The sequence below is a fragment of the Streptomyces sp. NPDC002851 genome, from assembly GCF_053591935.1.
The window spans coordinates 25,294-43,402 of the sequence record NZ_JBSFUT010000027.1; the positions used below are offsets into that span (position 1 = coordinate 25,294).

At 69.9% G+C, this 18,109-nt stretch carries 15 protein-coding genes; 6 read left to right on the forward strand and 9 right to left on the reverse strand.

The window, feature by feature from the left end:
• Window positions 1-398: 398 nt before the first annotated feature.
• Together ACWD10_RS25715 and ACWD10_RS25720 are read right to left on the reverse strand one after the other, a co-directional pair.
• Window positions 399-1,256, reverse strand: a complete 858-nt coding sequence (locus ACWD10_RS25715) for a DUF3558 domain-containing protein (protein WP_451094888.1) — start codon at window positions 1,254-1,256, stop codon at window positions 399-401.
• Window positions 1,257-1,367: 111 nt separating this feature from the next.
• A complete protein-coding gene (locus ACWD10_RS25720) occupies window positions 1,368-2,360 on the reverse strand; it encodes a DUF3558 domain-containing protein (RefSeq protein WP_451094890.1) in 993 nt (330 codons plus the stop codon).
• Between the two features lie 239 nt (window positions 2,361-2,599).
• Here ACWD10_RS25720 and ACWD10_RS25725 point away from each other — a divergent pair, with 239 nt between their 5' ends.
• Window positions 2,600-3,802 (forward strand): RtcB family protein, encoded by a 1,203-nt coding sequence (locus tag ACWD10_RS25725; protein WP_451094892.1) that lies wholly within the window; start codon window positions 2,600-2,602, stop codon window positions 3,800-3,802.
• A gap of 33 nt (window positions 3,803-3,835) precedes the next feature.
• Here the strand turns inward: ACWD10_RS25725 and ACWD10_RS25730 are convergent, their stop codons facing one another.
• The 4 genes from ACWD10_RS25730 to ACWD10_RS25745 form a co-directional block, all read right to left on the reverse strand.
• On the reverse strand, window positions 3,836-4,111 hold the full coding sequence (locus ACWD10_RS25730; protein ID WP_451094894.1) for a hypothetical protein: 276 nt from the start codon (window positions 4,109-4,111) through the stop codon (window positions 3,836-3,838).
• Window positions 4,108-4,884, reverse strand: coding sequence for an SDR family NAD(P)-dependent oxidoreductase (locus ACWD10_RS25735; protein WP_451094896.1), 777 nt, complete (start codon window positions 4,882-4,884; stop codon window positions 4,108-4,110). The genes ACWD10_RS25730 and ACWD10_RS25735 overlap by 4 nt, the downstream gene beginning before the upstream one ends.
• Window positions 4,885-5,140: 256 nt before the next feature.
• On the reverse strand, window positions 5,141-5,476 hold the full coding sequence (locus ACWD10_RS25740) for a YnfA family protein (RefSeq protein WP_451094898.1): 336 nt from the start codon (window positions 5,474-5,476) through the stop codon (window positions 5,141-5,143).
• A gap of 581 nt (window positions 5,477-6,057) precedes the next feature.
• Window positions 6,058-7,605, reverse strand: a complete 1,548-nt coding sequence (locus ACWD10_RS25745; protein ID WP_451094900.1) for an FAD-dependent oxidoreductase — start codon at window positions 7,603-7,605, stop codon at window positions 6,058-6,060.
• A 126-nt stretch (window positions 7,606-7,731) separates the two neighbouring features.
• Between ACWD10_RS25745 and ACWD10_RS25750 the strand changes: the two genes are divergently transcribed.
• Window positions 7,732-8,376, forward strand: a complete 645-nt coding sequence (locus ACWD10_RS25750) for a TetR/AcrR family transcriptional regulator (protein WP_451094902.1) — start codon at window positions 7,732-7,734, stop codon at window positions 8,374-8,376.
• A 69-nt stretch (window positions 8,377-8,445) separates the two neighbouring features.
• On the opposite strand, the gene ACWD10_RS25755 is transcribed toward ACWD10_RS25750, so the two are convergent.
• Window positions 8,446-9,558, reverse strand: coding sequence for a magnesium and cobalt transport protein CorA (locus ACWD10_RS25755; protein ID WP_451095040.1), 1,113 nt, complete (start codon window positions 9,556-9,558; stop codon window positions 8,446-8,448).
• A gap of 153 nt (window positions 9,559-9,711) precedes the next feature.
• A complete protein-coding gene (gene mgtA, locus ACWD10_RS25760) occupies window positions 9,712-12,468 on the reverse strand; it encodes a magnesium-translocating P-type ATPase (RefSeq protein ID WP_451094904.1) in 2,757 nt (918 codons plus the stop codon).
• Window positions 12,469-13,173: 705 nt separating this feature from the next.
• Here mgtA and ACWD10_RS25765 point away from each other — a divergent pair.
• Window positions 13,174-13,668, forward strand: coding sequence for a hypothetical protein (locus tag ACWD10_RS25765; RefSeq protein ID WP_451094906.1), 495 nt, complete (start codon window positions 13,174-13,176; stop codon window positions 13,666-13,668).
• A 7-nt stretch (window positions 13,669-13,675) separates the two neighbouring features.
• On the opposite strand, the gene ACWD10_RS25770 is transcribed toward ACWD10_RS25765, so the two are convergent.
• Window positions 13,676-14,113, reverse strand: a complete 438-nt coding sequence (locus ACWD10_RS25770) for a hypothetical protein (RefSeq protein WP_451094908.1) — start codon at window positions 14,111-14,113, stop codon at window positions 13,676-13,678.
• Window positions 14,114-14,646: 533 nt separating this feature from the next.
• Here ACWD10_RS25770 and hemL point away from each other — a divergent pair.
• The 3 genes from hemL to ACWD10_RS25785 all read left to right on the forward strand — a co-directional run bounded on the left by hemL (window position 14,647) and on the right by ACWD10_RS25785 (window position 18,068).
• Window positions 14,647-15,963: a glutamate-1-semialdehyde 2,1-aminomutase gene (gene hemL, locus ACWD10_RS25775; RefSeq protein WP_451094910.1), complete on the forward strand. Its 1,317-nt coding sequence runs from the start codon at window positions 14,647-14,649 to the stop codon at window positions 15,961-15,963.
• Window positions 15,960-16,637: a histidine phosphatase family protein gene (locus ACWD10_RS25780; RefSeq protein ID WP_451094912.1), complete on the forward strand. Its 678-nt coding sequence runs from the start codon at window positions 15,960-15,962 to the stop codon at window positions 16,635-16,637. Before hemL ends, ACWD10_RS25780 begins: the two co-directional genes overlap by 4 nt.
• Before the next feature lie 219 nt (window positions 16,638-16,856).
• On the forward strand, window positions 16,857-18,068 hold the full coding sequence (locus ACWD10_RS25785; protein WP_451094914.1) for a hypothetical protein: 1,212 nt from the start codon (window positions 16,857-16,859) through the stop codon (window positions 18,066-18,068).
• Window positions 18,069-18,109 lie beyond the last annotated feature (41 nt).

The window sequence follows — 18,109 nt, forward strand, 5'->3', positions numbered from 1 at the left end:
TCCCTTGCGGGAGCTCGCTGGCCGGACCCTCTTCCATGAACGTCGAGGGGTTGCTGTTCCTTTCGGAGTCGGCCAGAGGGCCGGGCGAGTCCTTCTGTCCAGCCTGGTGAGTCCCGTCATGGTCCCCGTCTGCCGAGGCTGGGACAGCAGCGGTCAGGACGAGAGTGGCGGCGGCAAGCGCGGCGCGCGTAATGATCTTCATGGCCAGCCTAACGACGCCCCTGGCATCAGGGTGCGCCGAGCTGCGGCCGGTAGGGGGAGACCGGTAGGGGGAGATACGGCAGGACCCGGCCGCGACGGAGCGGCCGGGTCCGGTGAAGTGCGCTGCCTACGACGGCAGTTGACGTCCTTACTTCAGTACGTCCGTACGTCCGTACGTCCGTCAGTACTTCAGTACGTCACTGCTTCTTCTTGCTGTCGGACTTGTCCGAGGTCGAGTCCGAGTCCGAGCCGGACGCCTTGTCCGAGTCCGTGGACTTCTCCTCGTCCTTGCCCTGCGTCGCGCCGCTCGACGCCTTGGACTCGTTCGCCTCGGTGACCGCGGTCACCGCCTCCTTGGCGGCCTTCTCCGCGTCCTTCGCCATGTCCTTGGCGTCCGGGTCCCCGGCACCGGCCAGGCCCGCGCCGTTGTAGTCGAGCACGACGACCGCGTTCTCGACCCGGGCGACCACGCGCTGGTTCTTGAAGTCGCCTTCCTTCTTCTTCTGGTCGTAGCGGACGAGCGTCGCCTCGTCGCCCACGCCCTTCAGGGGCTCCGTCTTGACGTTCTTCGCGCCGTCCATGGCCTTGGCCTCGGCGACCCGCTTCGCCATCTGCTCCTTGGCGAGCTTCTCGCCGCTGCCCAGCGTCGCGTTGGAGTCGTAGCGCAGCAGCGAGATGTTCAGCCAGCGGAACTGCGAGCCCTTGGTGCCGTTGCTGTCCAGGCCCTTCCAGTAGCAGGAGCCGCGGGACGCGATGTCGTCGGACTTCTGCGAGGTGCCGTTCTTGTCGTCGACATCGGACACCAGGTCCTCGACGGTCTTGCCGGACAGCGCCTTGCACGGCTCCGGCAGCGTCTTGAACGCCGCGGGCTGCACGGCCGCCGCGCTGCTCTTGCCGCTCGGCGAGGCGGAGGACTTCGAGCCGGAGTCGCTCTTGCCGGCGTCGGCGCCATCGCCCGAACCCGAGTCGGACGAGCAGGCCGCTGCCGTGAGGATCACGGGTACGGCCGCACAGGCGGCGAGTATGCGGGTGAGTCGCGGTCCTTTTCGGTGCATGGTTCCTTCGCTCATCGGTCGTGCGGTCGGGGCCACCGTACGACGAACGTGCGCGAGCTGTGGGGAATACGTAAAGGCGCAACCGGCCCCGGGAGCGGGGCCGCAGGGGTGTTACTCGGTGAACCGCTCGGCGAGCGCAGCCGCCAGCGCACGGGCCTTGTCCTGCAATTCCTTGCTGTCGGGCACCTCGGCGCGGCGGTCCGGCTGCTCGTCGTACTCGATGGTCACGATGACGTTCGACGTGCGGAACACCACAGTCACGGTGCGGTGTCGGGAGGCCGATCCGGCCGCGGCCAGCTCGTCGTTGAGGAACGCCTCGTCGCCGAGTTCGGCGAGGACGCGGGGCTGGAGGGCGGCCGGGATGTCGAGGGCGTTGGGGTTGCCGGGGGCTCCGGAGCTGAGCTCGGAGGCGGAGGCGTCGGCGTCGGCGCCGGGCTCGGCGGTGGCGTCGCCGTTGTTCTTGAGGGCGTCGCCGTTCGCGGGGCGCTGGCCGCCGCTTTGGGGCTTTTCGTCGGATTCGCCCTTGTCGGTGGCCTTGTTCGTGGCCTTGCCGCTGCCCTCGGTCGCGTCCTTGTCCTGCTTCCCGTCGGCGCCCGAGCTCTCGGACTCCTCGGGCGAGGGCGTCTCCGTACCCTCGTTCTCGTTCTCGTCCGGGTCCGGGAGGTCCGCCTTGGTGAGCGTGCGGTCGTAGACCTCCTGGGCGCGTGCGTCGTCGCTCACGTCGCCGTCGTACGACACCACGCGCTCGAAGTCGACCCGCAGATGGTGGGTGGCCGAGCCCGACACGACCTTCCAGTTGCAGCCCACGCGCCGGTCCGTGTCGTACGTGACCTCGGCCGTGCCCGCGTACGCCTCGTCCCGCTGATCCGGGCCGAGGTCCCGGAGGCCGGGCAGCATGCTGTCGAGGGTGCTGTGGTCGACGGCGCGGCAGGCGTCGGGGAGCGTGCGGTACCTGCCGGGTGCCTCTTCGCCGCCGGCGATGTCGCCGGGCTTGGAGTCCTCGGGCGCCTCGCCGAGCCCGGGGCTGCTGGTGCAGCCGGTGAGGCCGGTGAGCAGGGCTCCGAGGAGCGCGGCGGTGCCCACGATGTACCCCTTGCGCTGCACGGTCGCGGCTCCCTTCGGTGGGCCTTCGGGTCGAAATGCGGTTGCCGCGTCCGGGCTACCGGTGAACACAATGTGTATCGCAAGCGCAGACGTGCATGCTGGTCCGCTCTCCCTTTTGCGGGCTTTCGCTCCGTTTTTGCGCCTTTGGTATTTAGTCCGTTACGGCCGTTCTTGTCCGGAGCCTTCCGGAGCCTATGGTCGATATAGGGACACTCAGTCATCGGGGGAACGGGGTTGTCATGTCGTACGTAGAAGTGCCGGGCGCGAAGGTACCGATCCGGATGTGGGCGGATCCGGCCTCGGTCGAGGATGTCGCCCTCCGTCAGCTGCAGAATGTCGCCACGCTGCCCTGGATCAAGGGCCTGGCCGTGATGCCCGATGTGCACTACGGCAAGGGCGCCACGGTCGGCTCCGTGATCGCCATGCGCGGGGCGGTCTGCCCCGCGGCGGTCGGTGTGGACATCGGCTGTGGCATGTCCGCGGTCAAGACCTCGCTCAAGGCGGGGGACCTGCCGGGGGACCTGTCGCGGCTGCGGTCGAAGATCGAGCAGGCGATTCCGGTGGGCCGTGCCATGCACGACCACGCGGTCGACCCGACCTCTCCGGGCCGCCTGCACGGCTTCCCGACGGCGCGTTGGAACGACTTCTGGGCGCGCTTCGACGGGGTCGCGGACGCGGTCAAATTCCGTGAGGAACGGGCCGTCAAGCAGATGGGTTCGCTCGGCGGCGGTAACCACTTCATCGAGGTCTGTCTCGACGAGGAGGGTTCGGTCTGGCTGATGCTGCACTCCGGGTCCCGGAACATCGGCAAGGAGCTCGCCGAGTACCACATCGGCGAGGCCCAGAAGCTGCCGCACAACCAGGGCCTGATCGACCGCGACCTGGCGGTCTTCGTCGCGGACACCCCGCAGATGGCGGCGTACCGGCACGACCTCTTCTGGGCGCAGGAGTACGCGAAGTACAACCGCGCGATCATGATGGGGCTGCTCCAGGACGTGATCCGCAAGGAGTTCAAGAAGGCGAAGCCCACCTTCGAACAGGTCGTCTCCTGCCACCACAACTACGTGGCGGAGGAGCGGTACGAGGGCATGGACCTGCTCGTCACGCGGAAGGGCGCGATCCGGGCCGGAGGCGGGGACTACGGGATCATCCCGGGTTCGATGGGCACCGGCTCGTACATCGTGCGGGGACTGGGCAACGAGGCGTCCTTCAACTCGGCCTCGCACGGCGCGGGCCGCCGCATGAGCCGGAACGCCGCGAAGCGGCGCTACTCGGCGCGGGACCTGGAGGAGCAGACCCGGGGCGTGGAGTGCCGCAAGGACTCCGGTGTCGTGGACGAGATCCCCGGGGCGTACAAGCCGATCGAGCAGGTCATGGATCAGCAGCGCGACCTGGTCGAGATCGTGGCGAAGCTCAAGCAGGTGGTGTGCGTGAAGGGCTGAACTCCCTTCGCCGTGCGGTCACTTCCTGTGCGGTCACTTCGCGTGGGTGACCGCGTAGATCATGACGAACGCGACGATGTGGATGCCGAAGAGGAAGTAGGCCAGGTACCACCAGACCATCCGCTCGTTCTTCGTTTCCTGCGCGAGATGCCGCTGCTCGGCGGAGGCCTGGCTGGGCGAAGCCTGGCTGGCGGAGGGCGTGCTGGGGGAGGCCTGGCTGGGGGAGGGCTCGCTGGGCGAGGGGCTGTTGGCGGAGGCGTGGTCCTCCGCCACTTCGGTGCCGCCGCTCTCGGGGCCCGGGGGTGTCATGACCGCTCCCGGTGGACCTTGGTGTTGGACGCCTGTGCGCGCGGTCGCACGACGAGCAGGTCGATGTTGACATGGCTGGGGCGGGTGACCGCCCAGGTGACGGTGTCCGCGACATCGTCGGCGTTCAGCGGCTCCGCGACGCCCTCGTAGACCTTGGCTGCCTTCTCCGCGTCCCCGCGGAAGCGGGTGGTGGCGAACTCCTCCGTCTTCACCATGCCGGGCGCGATCTCGATGACTCGCACCGGCTGCCCGACGATCTCCAGACGGAGCGTCTCGCTGAGGACCCGGGCCCCGTTCTTGGCGGCGACATAACCGGCGCCGCCCTCGTAGGTGGCGTGGGCCGCGGTGGAGGAGACCACGACGACCGTGCCGTCCCCGCTCGCGGTCAGGGCGGGGAGCAGGGCCTGGGTGAGGTTCAGGGTGCCGATGACGTTGGTCTCGTACATCTGGCGCCAGTCGGCCGGGTCGCCGGTGGCCACGGGGTCGGCCCCGAGTGCGCCGCCCGCGTTGTTCACCAGGACGCCGAGCGTGGGGAAGGCGGTGGCGAACTCGTCGACCGCCGCGCGGTCCGTCACATCCAAGGCGTACGCCGTGGCCTGGTGCCCCGCGGCGTTGATCTCCTCGGCGACGGCCTCGATGCGGTCCTTGCGACGTGCGGTCAGCACCACCCGGTACCCCGCGGCCGCCAGCTGCCGAGCGGTGGCGGCGCCGATACCGCTGCTCGCGCCGGTCACGACGGCAATACGGGAGGCGGCAGCGGGCGTAGCGGTCATGCGGGCTCCTGGTGCGTGCGTACGTACGACTGTGCGACGGTCCTGCCTCGCCAAGGATAGGCGGGGCGGGGTGGGACGGGTTGGGCAGCGGGGAGCGGGGACGCAGGGCCCGGGGGGTGCTGCCGTACCGGGGAGGCGGGCAGGCGGGGCGTCAGCGGCGGAGCCGGTAGGGGAGTAGGGAGCAGGCGGAGTAAGGGCTAGGCGGCGGAGGAGAGCAGGAGAGCAGGCGGAGTAGGAGAGCAGGCGGGACAGGCCGTCAGCGGCTGCGTGGGGCGTACATGATCACCGCCATGCCGACCAGGCAGATCAGCGCGCCGATGACATCCCAGCGGTCCGGCCGGTAGCCGTCCGCGACCATGCCCCAGGCGAGCGAGCCCGCCACGAAGACCCCGCCGTACGCCGCCAGGATGCGGCCGAAGTGAGGGTCAGGCTGAAGCGTCGCGACAAAGCCGTATGCCCCGAGGGCCAGCACCCCCGCGCCCATCCAGAGGTACCCGCGCTGCTCCCGCACGCCCTGCCAGACCAGCCAGGCACCGCCGATCTCCAGGAGCGCGGCGAGGACGAACAGTGCGGCGGACCGGGTCACGAACATGGCCAAGAGCTTGGCACGAGTGCCCCGAAACACGGGGAACGGGGCGGCGGCGCCAGTCCCCGCTGTCCCGCCCCAGACCTTCCGCTGCCCGGCCTTCCGCTTCCCTGGCCTTCCGGGCCACCTCGATTTGGCCGTGTGGCTCGAGTCCTCAGCGCCGCCTCGGCTCGCCGCGCCGCCCCAGTTCGCCGCGTGCCCGAGCCATCCGGGCCGCCCGAGCCTGCCGCGCCGCCTCAGCTCGGCGCGTTGCCCGAGGTCGAGGTCTTAGCGTGGCCCGAGCTATCCGGGGCGTCTCAGCTGGCCGTGTGGCCCGAGTCCTCCGGGCCGCCCGAGCTCGCCGCGTGGTCCCAGCCTGCCGCGTTGCGCGAGCCATCCAGGTCACCCCAGCCTGCCGCGCTGCCCGAGGTCCTCGCGTGGCCCGAGCTATCCGGGTCGCCTCAGTTGGCCGTGTGGCCCGATTCTTCCGCGCCGCCCCAGCCCGCCGCGTCGCCCGAGCCCTCCGGGCCACCCCAGCCTGCCGAACCACCCCAGCCCGCTGCGGCCACGTCAGCCCTCCGCGGCCACCCCAGACCGCCGCGGCCGCGTCAGCCCTTCGTCCCCGTCCACTCCGCCAGTGCTCGCCGTATCGCCGCAGTGTCGGCGTTCTCCGCGGCCCAGGCCGCGTAGCCGTCGGGGCGGATCAGGAGGGAGGTGCGGCGGTCGCTGGACCAGTGGGTGGTGATGAAGCTGTCGGCGGGGGCATTGCGCTGGGTCTGGGTCAGGTGCCGGTCCAGGTCCAGGTCCCGGGGTGTGATCAGGACGAACTTGCCCGCGCGCAGGGCCTCGTAGAGGCGGCTGCCGTGTGGGCTCTGCGTCAGGGCCACGTCGGGAACGCGCCGCCCCACGAGCCGGTGGGCGCCGCGCGGTGCGCCGTATGCGTACCCGATGCCGGTGATCTGGCCGATGACCTTGTTCCGCAGTGGGCGGAAGTGATTCAGGACGGAGGTGACTAGTGAACGCAGGGCGTGCTGCGGGCCGTTGCGTACCTGGGCGAGCCGGATGATGGCGCCGCTGCTGCGCACCACGGCCCGCCCTACCGGGTGCCGCTCGTCCTGGTAGGTGTCCAACAGGGCTGCGGGCGAGCGGTCGTTGAGGACGGCGGCCAGCTTCCAGCCGAGGTTGGCCGCGTCCTGCAGGCCGGTGTTCATGCCCTGGCCACCGGCCGGGCTGTGGGTGTGCGCGGCGTCCCCGGCGAGCAGGACCCGACCCACGCGGTAGGAGCGGACCTGGCGTTCGTCGCTGTGGAAGCGGGAGATCCAGCGTTCGTCGTGCATCCCGTAGTCGGAGCCGAAGGCCTGCCGGGCGATGGTGCGCAGCTCGTCGAGGGTGACGGGGGCTGAATCCGGGACGTCGGCGCGGGTGCGGTCCCAGCCGCCCACCCGCCAGTAACCGTCCCCGAAGGGGATGAAGAAGCCGAACGCCCGGTCCGTGCCGGTGAGCGCCACGATCGTGTCCGGCTCGTCGGCCAACCTGACGTCGGCGAGCACGATGGAGTTGATCACCGGGCGACCGGGGAAGGGCTGACCGATCGCCTCGCGGACCGTGCTGTGCACGCCGTCGGCGCCCACCACATAGGCCGCGCGGTGCGTCTCCTCGGCGCCGTCCTCGTACTCCACCCGGACCTCCACCCCGGTGTCGTCCTGGTCCAGGCCCGTGACCCGCGCGCCGTGCATGAAGGTGACGCCGTGCTCCGTGGCGCGGCGGTGCAGCAGCTTCTCCACCTCGTACTGCGGGGTGATGAGGACGAAGGGGAAGCGGGAGCGCAGGTCGCTGAGGTCGACGCGGAGCCGGCCGAACAGGCCGAGGGTGGTGACCTGCCGACCGGTCTTGACGAGTTCGTCGGCCAGACCGCGGGCGTCGAGTTGTTCGAGCGTGCGGGCGTGCACGCCGAAGGCGCGAGTCAGGTTGCTGAGGCCCGCCGGGCGCTTCTCGAGGAGCGTGACCGGGATCCCGGCGGCGGCGAGGTCCCCTGCGAGCAGCAGCCCGGTGGGGCCCGCGCCGACCACGATCACCCGGCGGCGCGCGTCGGCGGCCGCGCCCTCGGTCGTCCTGGCCTCGGTCGTCTTGGCGGTGGTGCTCGGCTTGCCGGTCACGGCGGCCTCCTCGAAGCATCCCTCGATGCCAACGCTTGTTGGTCAACGCTTGTTGGCAAGATTAGAGTGAGGCCGCGCAGCATGTCAACAGTTGTTGGCCCACGAGTGTTGGCATACGCTCGGGCCATGGCTGATACGTCGCAGAGGTCGGGAAAGAGCGAGGCCGAGGCCAGGGGCGGCAGCACCGAAAGCGCCGCCAGGGAGTCGGCCGCGCCGCGTCGCTCCGACGCCACCCGCGCCGCGATCCTCGGCGCCGCCCGCGAGCGCTTCGCGGCGGACGGGTACGAGCGCGCCACGATCCGGGCGATCGCCCGGGACGCGGGCATCGACCCGTCGATGGTGATGCGTTACTACGGCAACAAGGAGGGGCTGTTCGCGGCCGCGGCCGAGATCGACCTGCGGCTGCCCGAGATCCAGGTGGAGTTCGTGTCCGACCAGCACGTGGGCGCCGCGCTGGTCACCCACTTCGTCGACCGCTGGGAACAGGACGAGACCCTGACGGCACTGCTGCGTGTGGGAGTCACCAACGCCGCGGGCGCCGAGCGCATGCAGGAGATCTTCCGGCAGCAACTCGGCCCGCTCGCCGCCCGGTTCGCCCCGGAGGGCGCCGACGCCCGGCGCCGCGCCGCGCTCGCCGCCTCACAGATCCTGGGGATGGCCATGGTCCGGTACATTCTCCGGTTGCCGCCCGCCGTCGAACTGACCCGAGAGGAACTGATCGCCTGGCTGGCGCCCACGGTGCAGCGCTACCTCACGGCACCGGAGCCGTAGCGGAGGGAGTGGGGGAGTGGTTCTGGACCCGGCTCCGACCGCCCTGGCCGACCGCCCTGGCCGACAGGCCTAGAGCCAGCCCCGGCGCCGGAACGTCCGGTGCACGAGGAAGCACGCCACCGCCGTGAGCCCCAGGACCAGGAAGTAGCCGAACCGCCACTTCGTCTCGGGCATGAAGTCGAAGTTCATGCCGTAGATGCCGCACACCATGGTCGGTACGGCGATCACCGCCGCCCACGCCGTGATCTTCCGCATGTCCTCGTTCTGGACCACCGACACCTGCGCCAGATGGGCCTGAAGTATCGAGTCGAGCAGGCTGTCGAACGACGCGATCTGCTCGCTGGTGGTGGCCAGATGGTCGGCGACATCACGGAAGTAGTGCTGTATCGCGGGGTCGATCAGGTCGGTGCGGCGATGTGCCAGGTTCTGTAGGGGCCGGTTGAGCGGGGTCGTCGCCCGCTTCAACTCCAGTAGTTCGCGTTTCAGTTGATAGATGCGTCCGGCGTCGGCCCGGCTCCCGGCCTCCGGCATGAAGACGTCCGACTCGACGTCGTCGACGTCATCCTGGAGCGCGTCGGTGACTGAGAGATACTCGTCCACGACGTGGTCCGCGATCGCGTGCAGCACCGCCGACGGCCCCTTGGCGAGCTGCTCCGGGTCGGCCTCCAGGGCCTCGCGGACCGGGCCGAGGGAGCCGTGCCGGCCGTGCCGGACCGTGATGACGAAGTCCCGGCCGGTGAACACCATGATCTCGCCGGTGTCCACCACCTCACTGGTGGCCGTCAGCTCGTCGTGCTCCACGTAGCAGACGGTCTTGAAGACGGCGAAGAGCGTGCCGTCGTACGGCTCCACCTTGGGCCGCTGGTGCGCCTGTACGGCGTCCTCGACGGCCAGCGGGTGCAGCCCGAACGGCTCGGCCAGCTCGGCGAGTTCGTCCGAGCTCGGCTCGTGCAGGCCGATCCAGACGAAGCCCGCGCCGTCCTCGCGCACCTGCCGGAGCGCCGTGGCCGCCGCGGCCCCCGGCGATATGTGCGGCGCCCGCGCGTCGCCCGCCCCCGGCCCGCCGTCGGAGCGCCGCTTGCCGTCCTGGTAGACGACGCAGTTCACGACCGCCGTGCCGAGCGGGGAGCGGGCCGGGTGGCTCAGGTCCACGGTGCGCTGGGGCCGGGCGGTGCCGACCATGCGGCGCAGCCGCTGGAAACGGTCGAGTCGGCGGATCTTCGGCACGTACGGGCTCCCTCCCGGGCGTCGACCTGCCAGTCTGCCATCGCCACGCGCGCGTGCCGAGGGCCGACCAGGCATCGGACCCAGGAGGGAGCCGTGGTCACCGGGACCTCACAGCCAGGTGTGGAACCTGCGGATGTACCAGGTCTTCACCAGCTGCGTGAGCGCGCAGTACGCGAGCAGCGTCGCCACCAGCCACGGGAAGTAGCCCAGCGGCAGCGGCACGAAGCCCAGGCTCGACGCCAGCGGCGAGAACGGCAGCGCCAGGCCGGTGAGCACCGCCGCGACCGTCATCACCATCACCGGCCAGGCCGCCCGCGACTGGATGAACGGGATCTTCCGGGTCCGGATCATGTGGACGATCAGGGTCTGGGACAGCAGCCCTTCTACGAACCAGCCGGACTGGAACAGCGCCGCGTGCGCCTCGGAGTCGGCCCCGAACACGTACCACAGAAGAAGGAACGTGGTGATGTCGAAGATCGAGCTGATCGGACCGATCGTCACCATGAACCGGCCGATCCCCTTGGCGTCCCAGTTACGGGGCTTGCGCAGGTACTCCGGGTCCATCCGGTCCCACGGCGTGGCCAGCTGCGCGATGTCGTACACCAGGTTCTGCACCAGGAGCATGATCGCCAACATCGGCTGGAACGGCAGGAACGCCGAGGCCACGAGGACCGAGAAGACGTTCCCGAAGTTCGAAGAGGCCGTCATCTTGATGTACTTGATGGTGTTGCCGAAGGTCGTACGGCCCTGGATCACACCCCGCTCGAGGACCGTCAGGTCCTTCTCGAGCAGGATGATGTCGGCGGACTCCTTGGCGATGTCGACGGCCGTGTCCACGGAGATGCCCACATCGGCGTCGTGCAGCGCGGCGGCGTCGTTGATGCCGTCCCCGAGGAAGCCGACCGTGTGCCCGTCGGCCTGCAGGGCGCGCACGATACGCGCCTTCTGCACCGGGTTGACCTTGGCGAACACCGTGCTGCGGACGGCGAGTTCGCGCAGCTCGCGGTCGCCGAGCAGGTCGATCTCGGGCCCGGTGACGACCCGCCCGACCGCTGGGGCCTGTGTCGGAAGGCCGACATCCGCGCAGACCCGCTCGGCGACGAGTTCGTTGTCGCCGGTGATCACCTTGACGTCGATGCCGTTGTCGGCGAGGCCGCGCAGCGCGGCGGTCGCGTCGGCCTTCGGCGGGTCGAGGAAGGCGAGGAAGCCGATCAGGGTCAGCTCGGCCTCGTCGGCGACGGTGTACGTGTCGCGCGGCTCCGGCATCGTGCGAGTGGCGACGGCGAGGACCCGGAGGCCCTGCCGGTTGTTCTCCTCCGCCACGCGCGCGACGTACCCCTTCAACCGCTCGGTGAGCTCGACGCGTTCGCCGCCGTCCACCAGATGCGTGCACAGGGCGAGCACTTCCTCGACGGCGCCCTTGGTGATCATCACGTGCTCGCGGCGGCCGTCCGCGCTCGCCAGGCCGATGCGGTCGAGCACCACGGACATCCGTCGTCGCGCGAAGTCGAAGGGGATCTCGTCGACCATCGAGAACCGTGCGTCGACGACAAACTCCTCGGCCTCGTGCATCCGGTCGATGACCGCCTGGTCCATCAGGTTCTTCAGACCGGTCTGGAAGTGGGCGTTGAGGTAGCCGTACTCCAGTACCTCGCCGTTCTCGTGGCCGTGCACGTCCAGATGGCGGTCGAGGACGATCCGGTCCTCGGTCAGGGTGCCGGTCTTGTCGGTGCACAGGACGTCCATCGCGCCCAGGTTCTGGATCGCGTTCAGCCGCTTGACGACCACCTTCTGCCGGGACATGGCGACCGCGCCGCGCGCCAGGTTCGCCGAGACGACCATCGGCAGCATCTCGGGGGTCAGACCGACGGCCACCGCGACGGCGAAGAGGAACGCCTCGCTCCAGTCGCCTTTGGTGAGGCCGTTGATCGCGAACACGACCGGCACCATCACGAGCATGAAGCGGATGAGCAGGAAGCTGACCTTCCGTACCCCGTTGTCGAAGTTGGTCTGCGGCCGCTCGCCGACGAGCGAGCCCGCCATGGATCCGAAGTAGGTGTCGGCGCCGGTGGCGACCACGACGCCGGTCGCGGTGCCCGAGGTGACCGAAGTCCCCATCAGGCAGAGGTTGTCGGCCTCGACCGGGTCGGTGGTCGCGGACTGGCCGCGGTCGTCGGTACGGGTGTCGGCCTTGGCCACCGGCAGCGACTCGCCGGACAGGGCGGCCTGACCGACCATGAGGTCCTTGGCGGTGAGCAGCCGCAGGTCGGCGGGGACCAGGTCACCGGCGGCCAGCTTCACCACGTCGCCGGGGACCACCTGGTCCATCGGCACCTCGAAGACGGTCGGCTCGGCATGCCGCCCGGCCCGCCGCTGCACCGCGCAGGTGGTGGTGACCAGCTGCTTCAGGGCATCCGCCGCCCGGCCGGAGCGGTACTCCTGCCAGAACCGGAGCAGGCCGCCGATGACCACCATCGTGGACAGGATGAGCACGCCCGGGTCGGCCGGGTCCTGCCAGAACATGATCGCGGCGAGGAAGACCAGGACCCCGATGAACGGGTTCCAGAAGGCCCGGGCGAGCTGCGCGTACCAGCGCGGGGCGCGCTCCTGGGCGACGACGTTGAGCCCGTAGCGGCCCTGGCGGTCCAGCACATCGGCGTGGCCGAGGCCGTGCCGGTTGGCCTCGAACTCCCACAGCAGGTCCTCGACGGGCCTGGCGCTGAGCGCGGCCAGACGCTCGCCGACCAGCCGGGTACGCGCCTCCAGCTCGGCGGCCTTGAGCTCGCGGCGGCGCGGGTGCGGGGTGCGGCCCGGCGGTGCGAGCTTCTCGTGGGTCTCGTGGGTCGGAGGGCTGAGCATGCTCATGGCAAAGTTCTCCTTCTGGATGTCCCTTTTCGGGAGTACGCGGGCGTTTCCGGGCATGCTTGATCGCGCGCGGGCACCCTGCGTACGGGTACGGGGGTACGACTCCGCCGACCGGCTCCGGGCATGGCGGTGCCGTGAGGCGGAGTGCGGGAAAGCCGCCGGGAAAGACGCGGCGGACCGCGGTGAATTACCGGGAAGTGCCGCTGGAACAGCGCGGTTGGGACCGGCGTGGGAAGGCCGCGAAAGGTGCGACGTGACCGAGAACCGGGTTCAGTCGGCGAACCGGGTCAGTGAGCCGGGTCGGTCAGCCAACGCGCAGCGTGCGGCGAGGACTTCCTTCGGGACTCATCCCGAACACCTCCTCGCGTCGCGCGGTCATGAAGGCGCACGCCTCCCAGAGGGGGTCTTACGTGCGGCTCCAAGAAAGTAGCACAAATTGGAGGGGTGATTGCGCGCGAACCTATCTGTATCGGACGGACGGGCGGACGGTCCGTCTCGTCTTGCCTTGTCTTGCGAACGAAACGTCCCGTCTCGTGCGAACGAAACGTCCCGTCTCGCGCGCCCCAGCGCGGCGCCCGTACCCGCACCCGCCACCGAACCGAACCGTCCCGTCTCGCGCCGAACAGGCACCCATCCGCCATCCGGCTTACAGTCGTCTCGCGGGACCTGGGGACTTCGCTCGGGAGCCGAAGGAGCGTGCACCTCATGAGTAGCGGCACAACGGTGGACCAGAAGCGCGCCCGTCGTCGGCGGCTGCGCGTCTCGGCCAAGGTGCGCGCCCTTCATGTGGAGGCGGCCCTCGACCGGGCCCGCGCCAGGGCCGCGCACGCCCTCGAACCCAACCCGGACACCCTGGCGGCGCACCGCGCGGCGCAGGCCGAAGCGGAGCGCGCGATGCGCGAACTGGACGCTATGGGGCGGGTGTTCACGCGCCACGACCCCCATGTACGGGTCCGTATGCGGGACACCCTGGCGACCCTGGAACCCGAAGAGGCCGCGCACGCCGACCAGTCGAAGCGCTACGAGGTGGAGTGCCTCACCCACCAGACCGACCCGCGCTCCTACAGTGACGCAGCCGAAGCGTCCCGCGCCGCCCACCACCCCGAAGCATGGTGCGAGGGCTGCCGCCAACTCGCCCTGACGCCCCACTCGGTGCGCGCCCGCATCAGCGCGCGCAAAAGGGAACTCCGCCGCCTGTAAAGCCCGTTCAGGGCCAAACCAGGCAATAAGCCTGATGTCCGGCCTCATGCAGTCGATGGGAGAAGTCCTGCCATTCGTGCAGGAGTTGGTACACGTTGAACGCGTCGCGGGGGCCGCCGCGGTCCGGGACCGTGGACCAGATGAACGCGGCCGCGCCGACGGCTTCCTCGCCGATGCCGCGGAGGGGGTCGACGACGGTCATCGGGAGTCTGACTACGGCGTAGTCGGGGTGGAGGACGACGAGTTCCAGCGGGGGCACCTTGTGCAGAGGTATGCCTTCGATGCCGGTGAGGACCATCGCGGCCATGGTCTCCGGCTTGATCTTCGTGAACATGCCGCCCATGCCGAGCTCATCGCCGCCCAGCTCCTCCGGCCGCATCGAGATGGGCACGCGGGCAGCGGTGGCCCCGTCCGGAGCGCCGAAGTATTTGTAGGTCACCCCCACCCGGCCACTCCTGCTCCCCGTCATGTTCTCCGGGCTGTCCGGCTGTTCCGGCTGTGCCGTCCGGTCCGTGGCCTGCTCCGCCTCCGCGGCATGGGCCGTCTCGTCCGCTTCGCGTCGGTGCTTCCCCCGACGGGCACGCCGTGGACCGGGGCCGCCGGTCCCCTCGCCCAGTCCGCCACCGCGATGCATATCTCCACCCGACTGCTTTTTAGGCAACACGGCCCCCGCCGCGCAACCCGATCATCGTGTCTGTGACCTCCCCCATGGCCGCACGCCGAAACGTACGCCGGAACACGTGCGCAGAACACACGCGCGCAGGGCGTGCGCCGAAACACCTGTCCACAGGATGTCCGAGGGCTCTGACACCATGGCTTGTGTGAGCTTTCCCTATGACGCCCCAGTTTCGCAGACGCGAGGGGGCTGACGCCCAGTTGTGATGATGCGGAGACCCTTCGTTCGGCCAGTGCGGCGGGCGGAACCCTTCGCGTCGGACCTGTCGCCCTGCCGTACCTCGAATCCAGATCAGGACCAAAGTGCCGTACTCATACGAAGCCCCCGTTTCGCAGACGCTTTTCGACCGCGCCGCCCGCGTGACGCCCGGCGGTGTGAACTCCCCGGTGCGCGCCTTCCGCGCCGTGGGCGGTACGCCCCGCTTCATGGTGTCCGGTACGGGTCCGTACCTGACCGATGCCGACGGTCGCGAGTACGTCGACCTCGTGTGCTCCTGGGGACCGATGATCCTCGGGCACGCGCACCCCGAGGTCGTCGCCGCCGTGCAGGAGGCGGTCGGGCGCGGGATGTCGTTCGGCACGCCGGGGGAGGGTGAGGTCGCGCTCGGCGAGGAGATCGTCGCGCGCGTGGCGCCGGTCGAGCAGGTGCGCCTGGTGTCCTCCGGCACCGAGGCGACGATGTCCGCGATCCGGCTCGCCCGCGGCTTCACCGGTCGCGCGAAGGTCATCAAGTTCGCCGGGTGCTACCACGGGCACGTGGACGCGCTGCTCGCCGCCGCGGGCTCCGGCGTCGCCACGTTCGCGCTGCCGGACACCCCGGGTGTCACCGGCGCCCAGGCCGGGGACACGGTCGTCCTTCCGTACAACGACCTCGAGGCGGTCCGGGCCGCCTTCGCCGCGCACCCGGGCGAGATCGCCTGCGTCATCACCGAGGCGTCGCCGGGGAACATGGGCGTCGTACCGCCCAGGGACGGCTTCAACGCCGGACTGAAGGAGCTCTGCCGGGAGAACGGCGCGCTGTACATCTCGGACGAGGTCATGACCGGCTTCCGTACGAGCAAGGCGGGCTGGTACGGCGTCGACGGCGTCGAGCCGGACCTGCTGACCTTCGGCAAGGTCATGGGCGGCGGCTTCCCGGCCGCCGCCTTCGGTGGCCGTGCCGATGTGATGGCGCACCTTGCGCCCGCCGGGCCGGTCTACCAGGCGGGCACGCTCTCCGGGAACCCGGTCGCGACCGCCGCGGGCCTCGCCCAGCTGCGGCTGCTCGACGACGCGGCGTACGCGACGCTGGACCGGACCTCGGCGCGGCTTCGCGAGCTCGTCACCGAGGCCCTGAGCAAGGAGGGCGTGGCGCATCAGGTGCAGGCGGCGAGCAATATGTTCTCCGTCTTCTTCACCGCCGACGAGGTGCGGAACTACGACGACGCCAAGGCGCAGGAGGCGTTCCGCTTCAATGCGTTCTTCCACTCGATGCTGGCCGACGGCGTGTATCTGCCGCCGTCCGCCTTCGAGTCCTGGTTCCTGTCGACCACGCATGACGAGCGCGCCCTCGACCGCATCGCCGCCGCCCTGCCCGCCGCCGCCCGCGCCGCCGCTCAGGCCACGGAGGCCACCGCATGAGCGCCGAGCTGACCGTCGTCCACCTGATGCGCCACGGCGAGGTGCACAACCCGGAGGGGATTCTGTACGGCCGGCTGGCCGGTTATCACCTCTCCGAGCTCGGGCGGCAGATGGCCGACCGGGTCGCCGAGCACCTCGCGGACCGGGACGTCACGCATGTCGGCGCCTCGCCCCTGGAGCGGGCGCAGGAGACCGCGACCCCGATCGCGAAGGCGCACGGCCTGGACGTGGCCAGTGACGAACGCCTCATCGAGGCGGGCAATGTCTTCCAGGGCAAGACCTTCGGCGTCGGCGACGGCGCCCTGAAGCACCCGCAGAACTGGAAGCACCTCGTCAACCCGTTCAAGCCGTCCTGGGGCGAGCCGTACGTCGAGCAGGTCGTACGGATGATGAGCGCGATCGACGCCGCGAAGGACGCGGCGCGCGGGCACGAAGCGGTGCTCGTCTCGCACCAGTTGCCCATCTGGATCGTGCGCAGCTTCGTGGAGAAGCGCCGCCTCTGGCACGACCCGCGCAAGCGGCAGTGCACGCTCGCGTCCCTGACGACCTTCACCTACCGCGGCGACAAGATCGTCTCGGTGGGGTACACCGAGCCCGCCCGCGACCTGGTTCCCGCGCATCTCCTTGCCGGGGCCAAGGCGGTCAAGGGCAAGGACAAGGCGTTCGGGGCGTAACCCCCGTAACCGCGCAGACCGACTGCGAAATCCCGCACTACGGAGAAGGGCCGGGCACCCAGCAGGGTGTCCGGCCCTTCTCCGTAGTGCATGTCTCAGCCTTGTCACACCCGAAGAAAAATGGCTGGTTTCCGGAACCTCCCCATTCGCCCCGCCCTCTTTCGGGGCGGTCGGGACGCCTCTGCCTGTACGGGGGCAAGTGCGAGGAATGGGGACACAATGCGCGAATTCAGCCGAAGGGGCCTGCTGGGCCTGGGACTTGGCGCCGCCGCCGCGGGGCTTGCCGGGTGCGCCGGGCACGCCGATGCCGACTCGCCCGGCAGCGCCAAGGGCAAGGACACCCCGGAAGAGGGGCGTCCCATAGGTGACGGTTCCACTGCGTACACGGGAAAGCAGCCGCGGCAGCCGGGGCGCCCGGTACCGCTGGAGCCGGGCGAAACGCCGCCGCAGTTCGTGGTGTTCTCCTGGGACGGCGCCGGTGAGGTCGGCAATGGGCTCTTCCCGCGCTTTCTGAAGCTCGCCCGCGAGCACGACGCGCACATGACGTTCTTCCTCTCCGGCCTCTATCTGCTGCCCGAGTCGAAGAAGCGCCTCTACCGGCCGCCGAACAACACCGTCGGCGCCTCCGATATCGGCTATCTCACCGATGGCCACATCAAGGAGACCCTCAAGTACGTCCGCCAGGCCTGGCTCGACGGCCACGAGATAGGCACCCACTTCAACGGCCACTTCTGCGCCGGTTCGGGCTCCGTCGCCAACTGGACCCCGCAGCAGTGGCGCAGCGAGATCGATCAGGCCAAGACGTTCGTCACCAAGTGGCGCACCCACACCGGCTTCAAGGATCTGCCGCCGCTGCCGTTCGACTACGACAAGGAACTCGTCGGCGGCCGCACCCCCTGCCTGCTCGGCCAGGAGAACCTGCTGCCCACCGCCCGCGAGCTCGGCTGGCGCTACGACGCCTCCTCGCCCGGCGGCCGCCAGCGCTGGCCGGTGAAGAAGCGGGGCATCTGGGATCTGCCGTTGCAGGCCATGCCGTTCCCCGGCCACCGCTTCGAGGTCCTGTCGATGGACTACAACATCCTGGCCAACCAGTCGAAGAACAGCACCAAGGCTCCCGCCCACAACTATCCGGGCTGGCGCAAGCAGGCCACGGAGTCCTACCTCGCCGGGTTCCAGCGGGCGTACGAGACGAACCGGGCGCCGTTCTTCATCGGGAACCACTTCGAGGAGTGGAACGGCGGGATCTATATGGATGCCGTCGAGGCGACCCTCAAGCAGGTCGCGGGCAAGCGCGACGTGCGGCTCGTCTCCTTCCGGCAGTTCGTCGACTGGCTCGATGTGCAGAAGCCCGAGGTGCTGGCCGCGCTTCAGGGGCTGGAGGTCGGGCAGCAGCCCGTGGGCGGCTGGAAGAACCTGCGGAGCGCCGCCTGAACGGCCCGAAAGATGCCGCCTGAACAGGCAGTTCCGTATGC

Bases quoted from the DNA above. Each gene is read 5' to 3' on its own strand.
- ACWD10_RS25730 (WP_451094894.1), bottom strand. From the start codon at position 4,111: ATGACACCCCCGGGCCCCGAGAGCGGCGGCACCGAAGTGGCGGAGGAC.
- ACWD10_RS25785 (WP_451094914.1), top strand. From the start codon at position 16,857: ATGCGCGAATTCAGCCGAAGGGGCCTGCTGGGCCTGGGACTTGGCGCC.
- ACWD10_RS25755 (WP_451095040.1), bottom strand. From the start codon at position 9,558: ATGGTCGGCACCGCCCGGCCCCAGCGCACCGTGGACCTGAGCCACCCG.
- ACWD10_RS25740 (WP_451094898.1), bottom strand. From the start codon at position 5,476: ATGTTCGTGACCCGGTCCGCCGCACTGTTCGTCCTCGCCGCGCTCCTG.
- ACWD10_RS25725 (WP_451094892.1), top strand. From the start codon at position 2,600: ATGTCGTACGTAGAAGTGCCGGGCGCGAAGGTACCGATCCGGATGTGG.
- ACWD10_RS25765 (WP_451094906.1), top strand. From the start codon at position 13,174: ATGAGTAGCGGCACAACGGTGGACCAGAAGCGCGCCCGTCGTCGGCGG.
- ACWD10_RS25715 (WP_451094888.1), bottom strand. From the start codon at position 1,256: ATGCACCGAAAAGGACCGCGACTCACCCGCATACTCGCCGCCTGTGCG.
- ACWD10_RS25780 (WP_451094912.1), top strand. From the start codon at position 15,960: ATGAGCGCCGAGCTGACCGTCGTCCACCTGATGCGCCACGGCGAGGTG.
- ACWD10_RS25750 (WP_451094902.1), top strand. From the start codon at position 7,732: ATGGCTGATACGTCGCAGAGGTCGGGAAAGAGCGAGGCCGAGGCCAGG.
- mgtA (WP_451094904.1), bottom strand. From the start codon at position 12,468: ATGAGCATGCTCAGCCCTCCGACCCACGAGACCCACGAGAAGCTCGCA.
- ACWD10_RS25735 (WP_451094896.1), bottom strand. From the start codon at position 4,884: ATGACCGCTACGCCCGCTGCCGCCTCCCGTATTGCCGTCGTGACCGGC.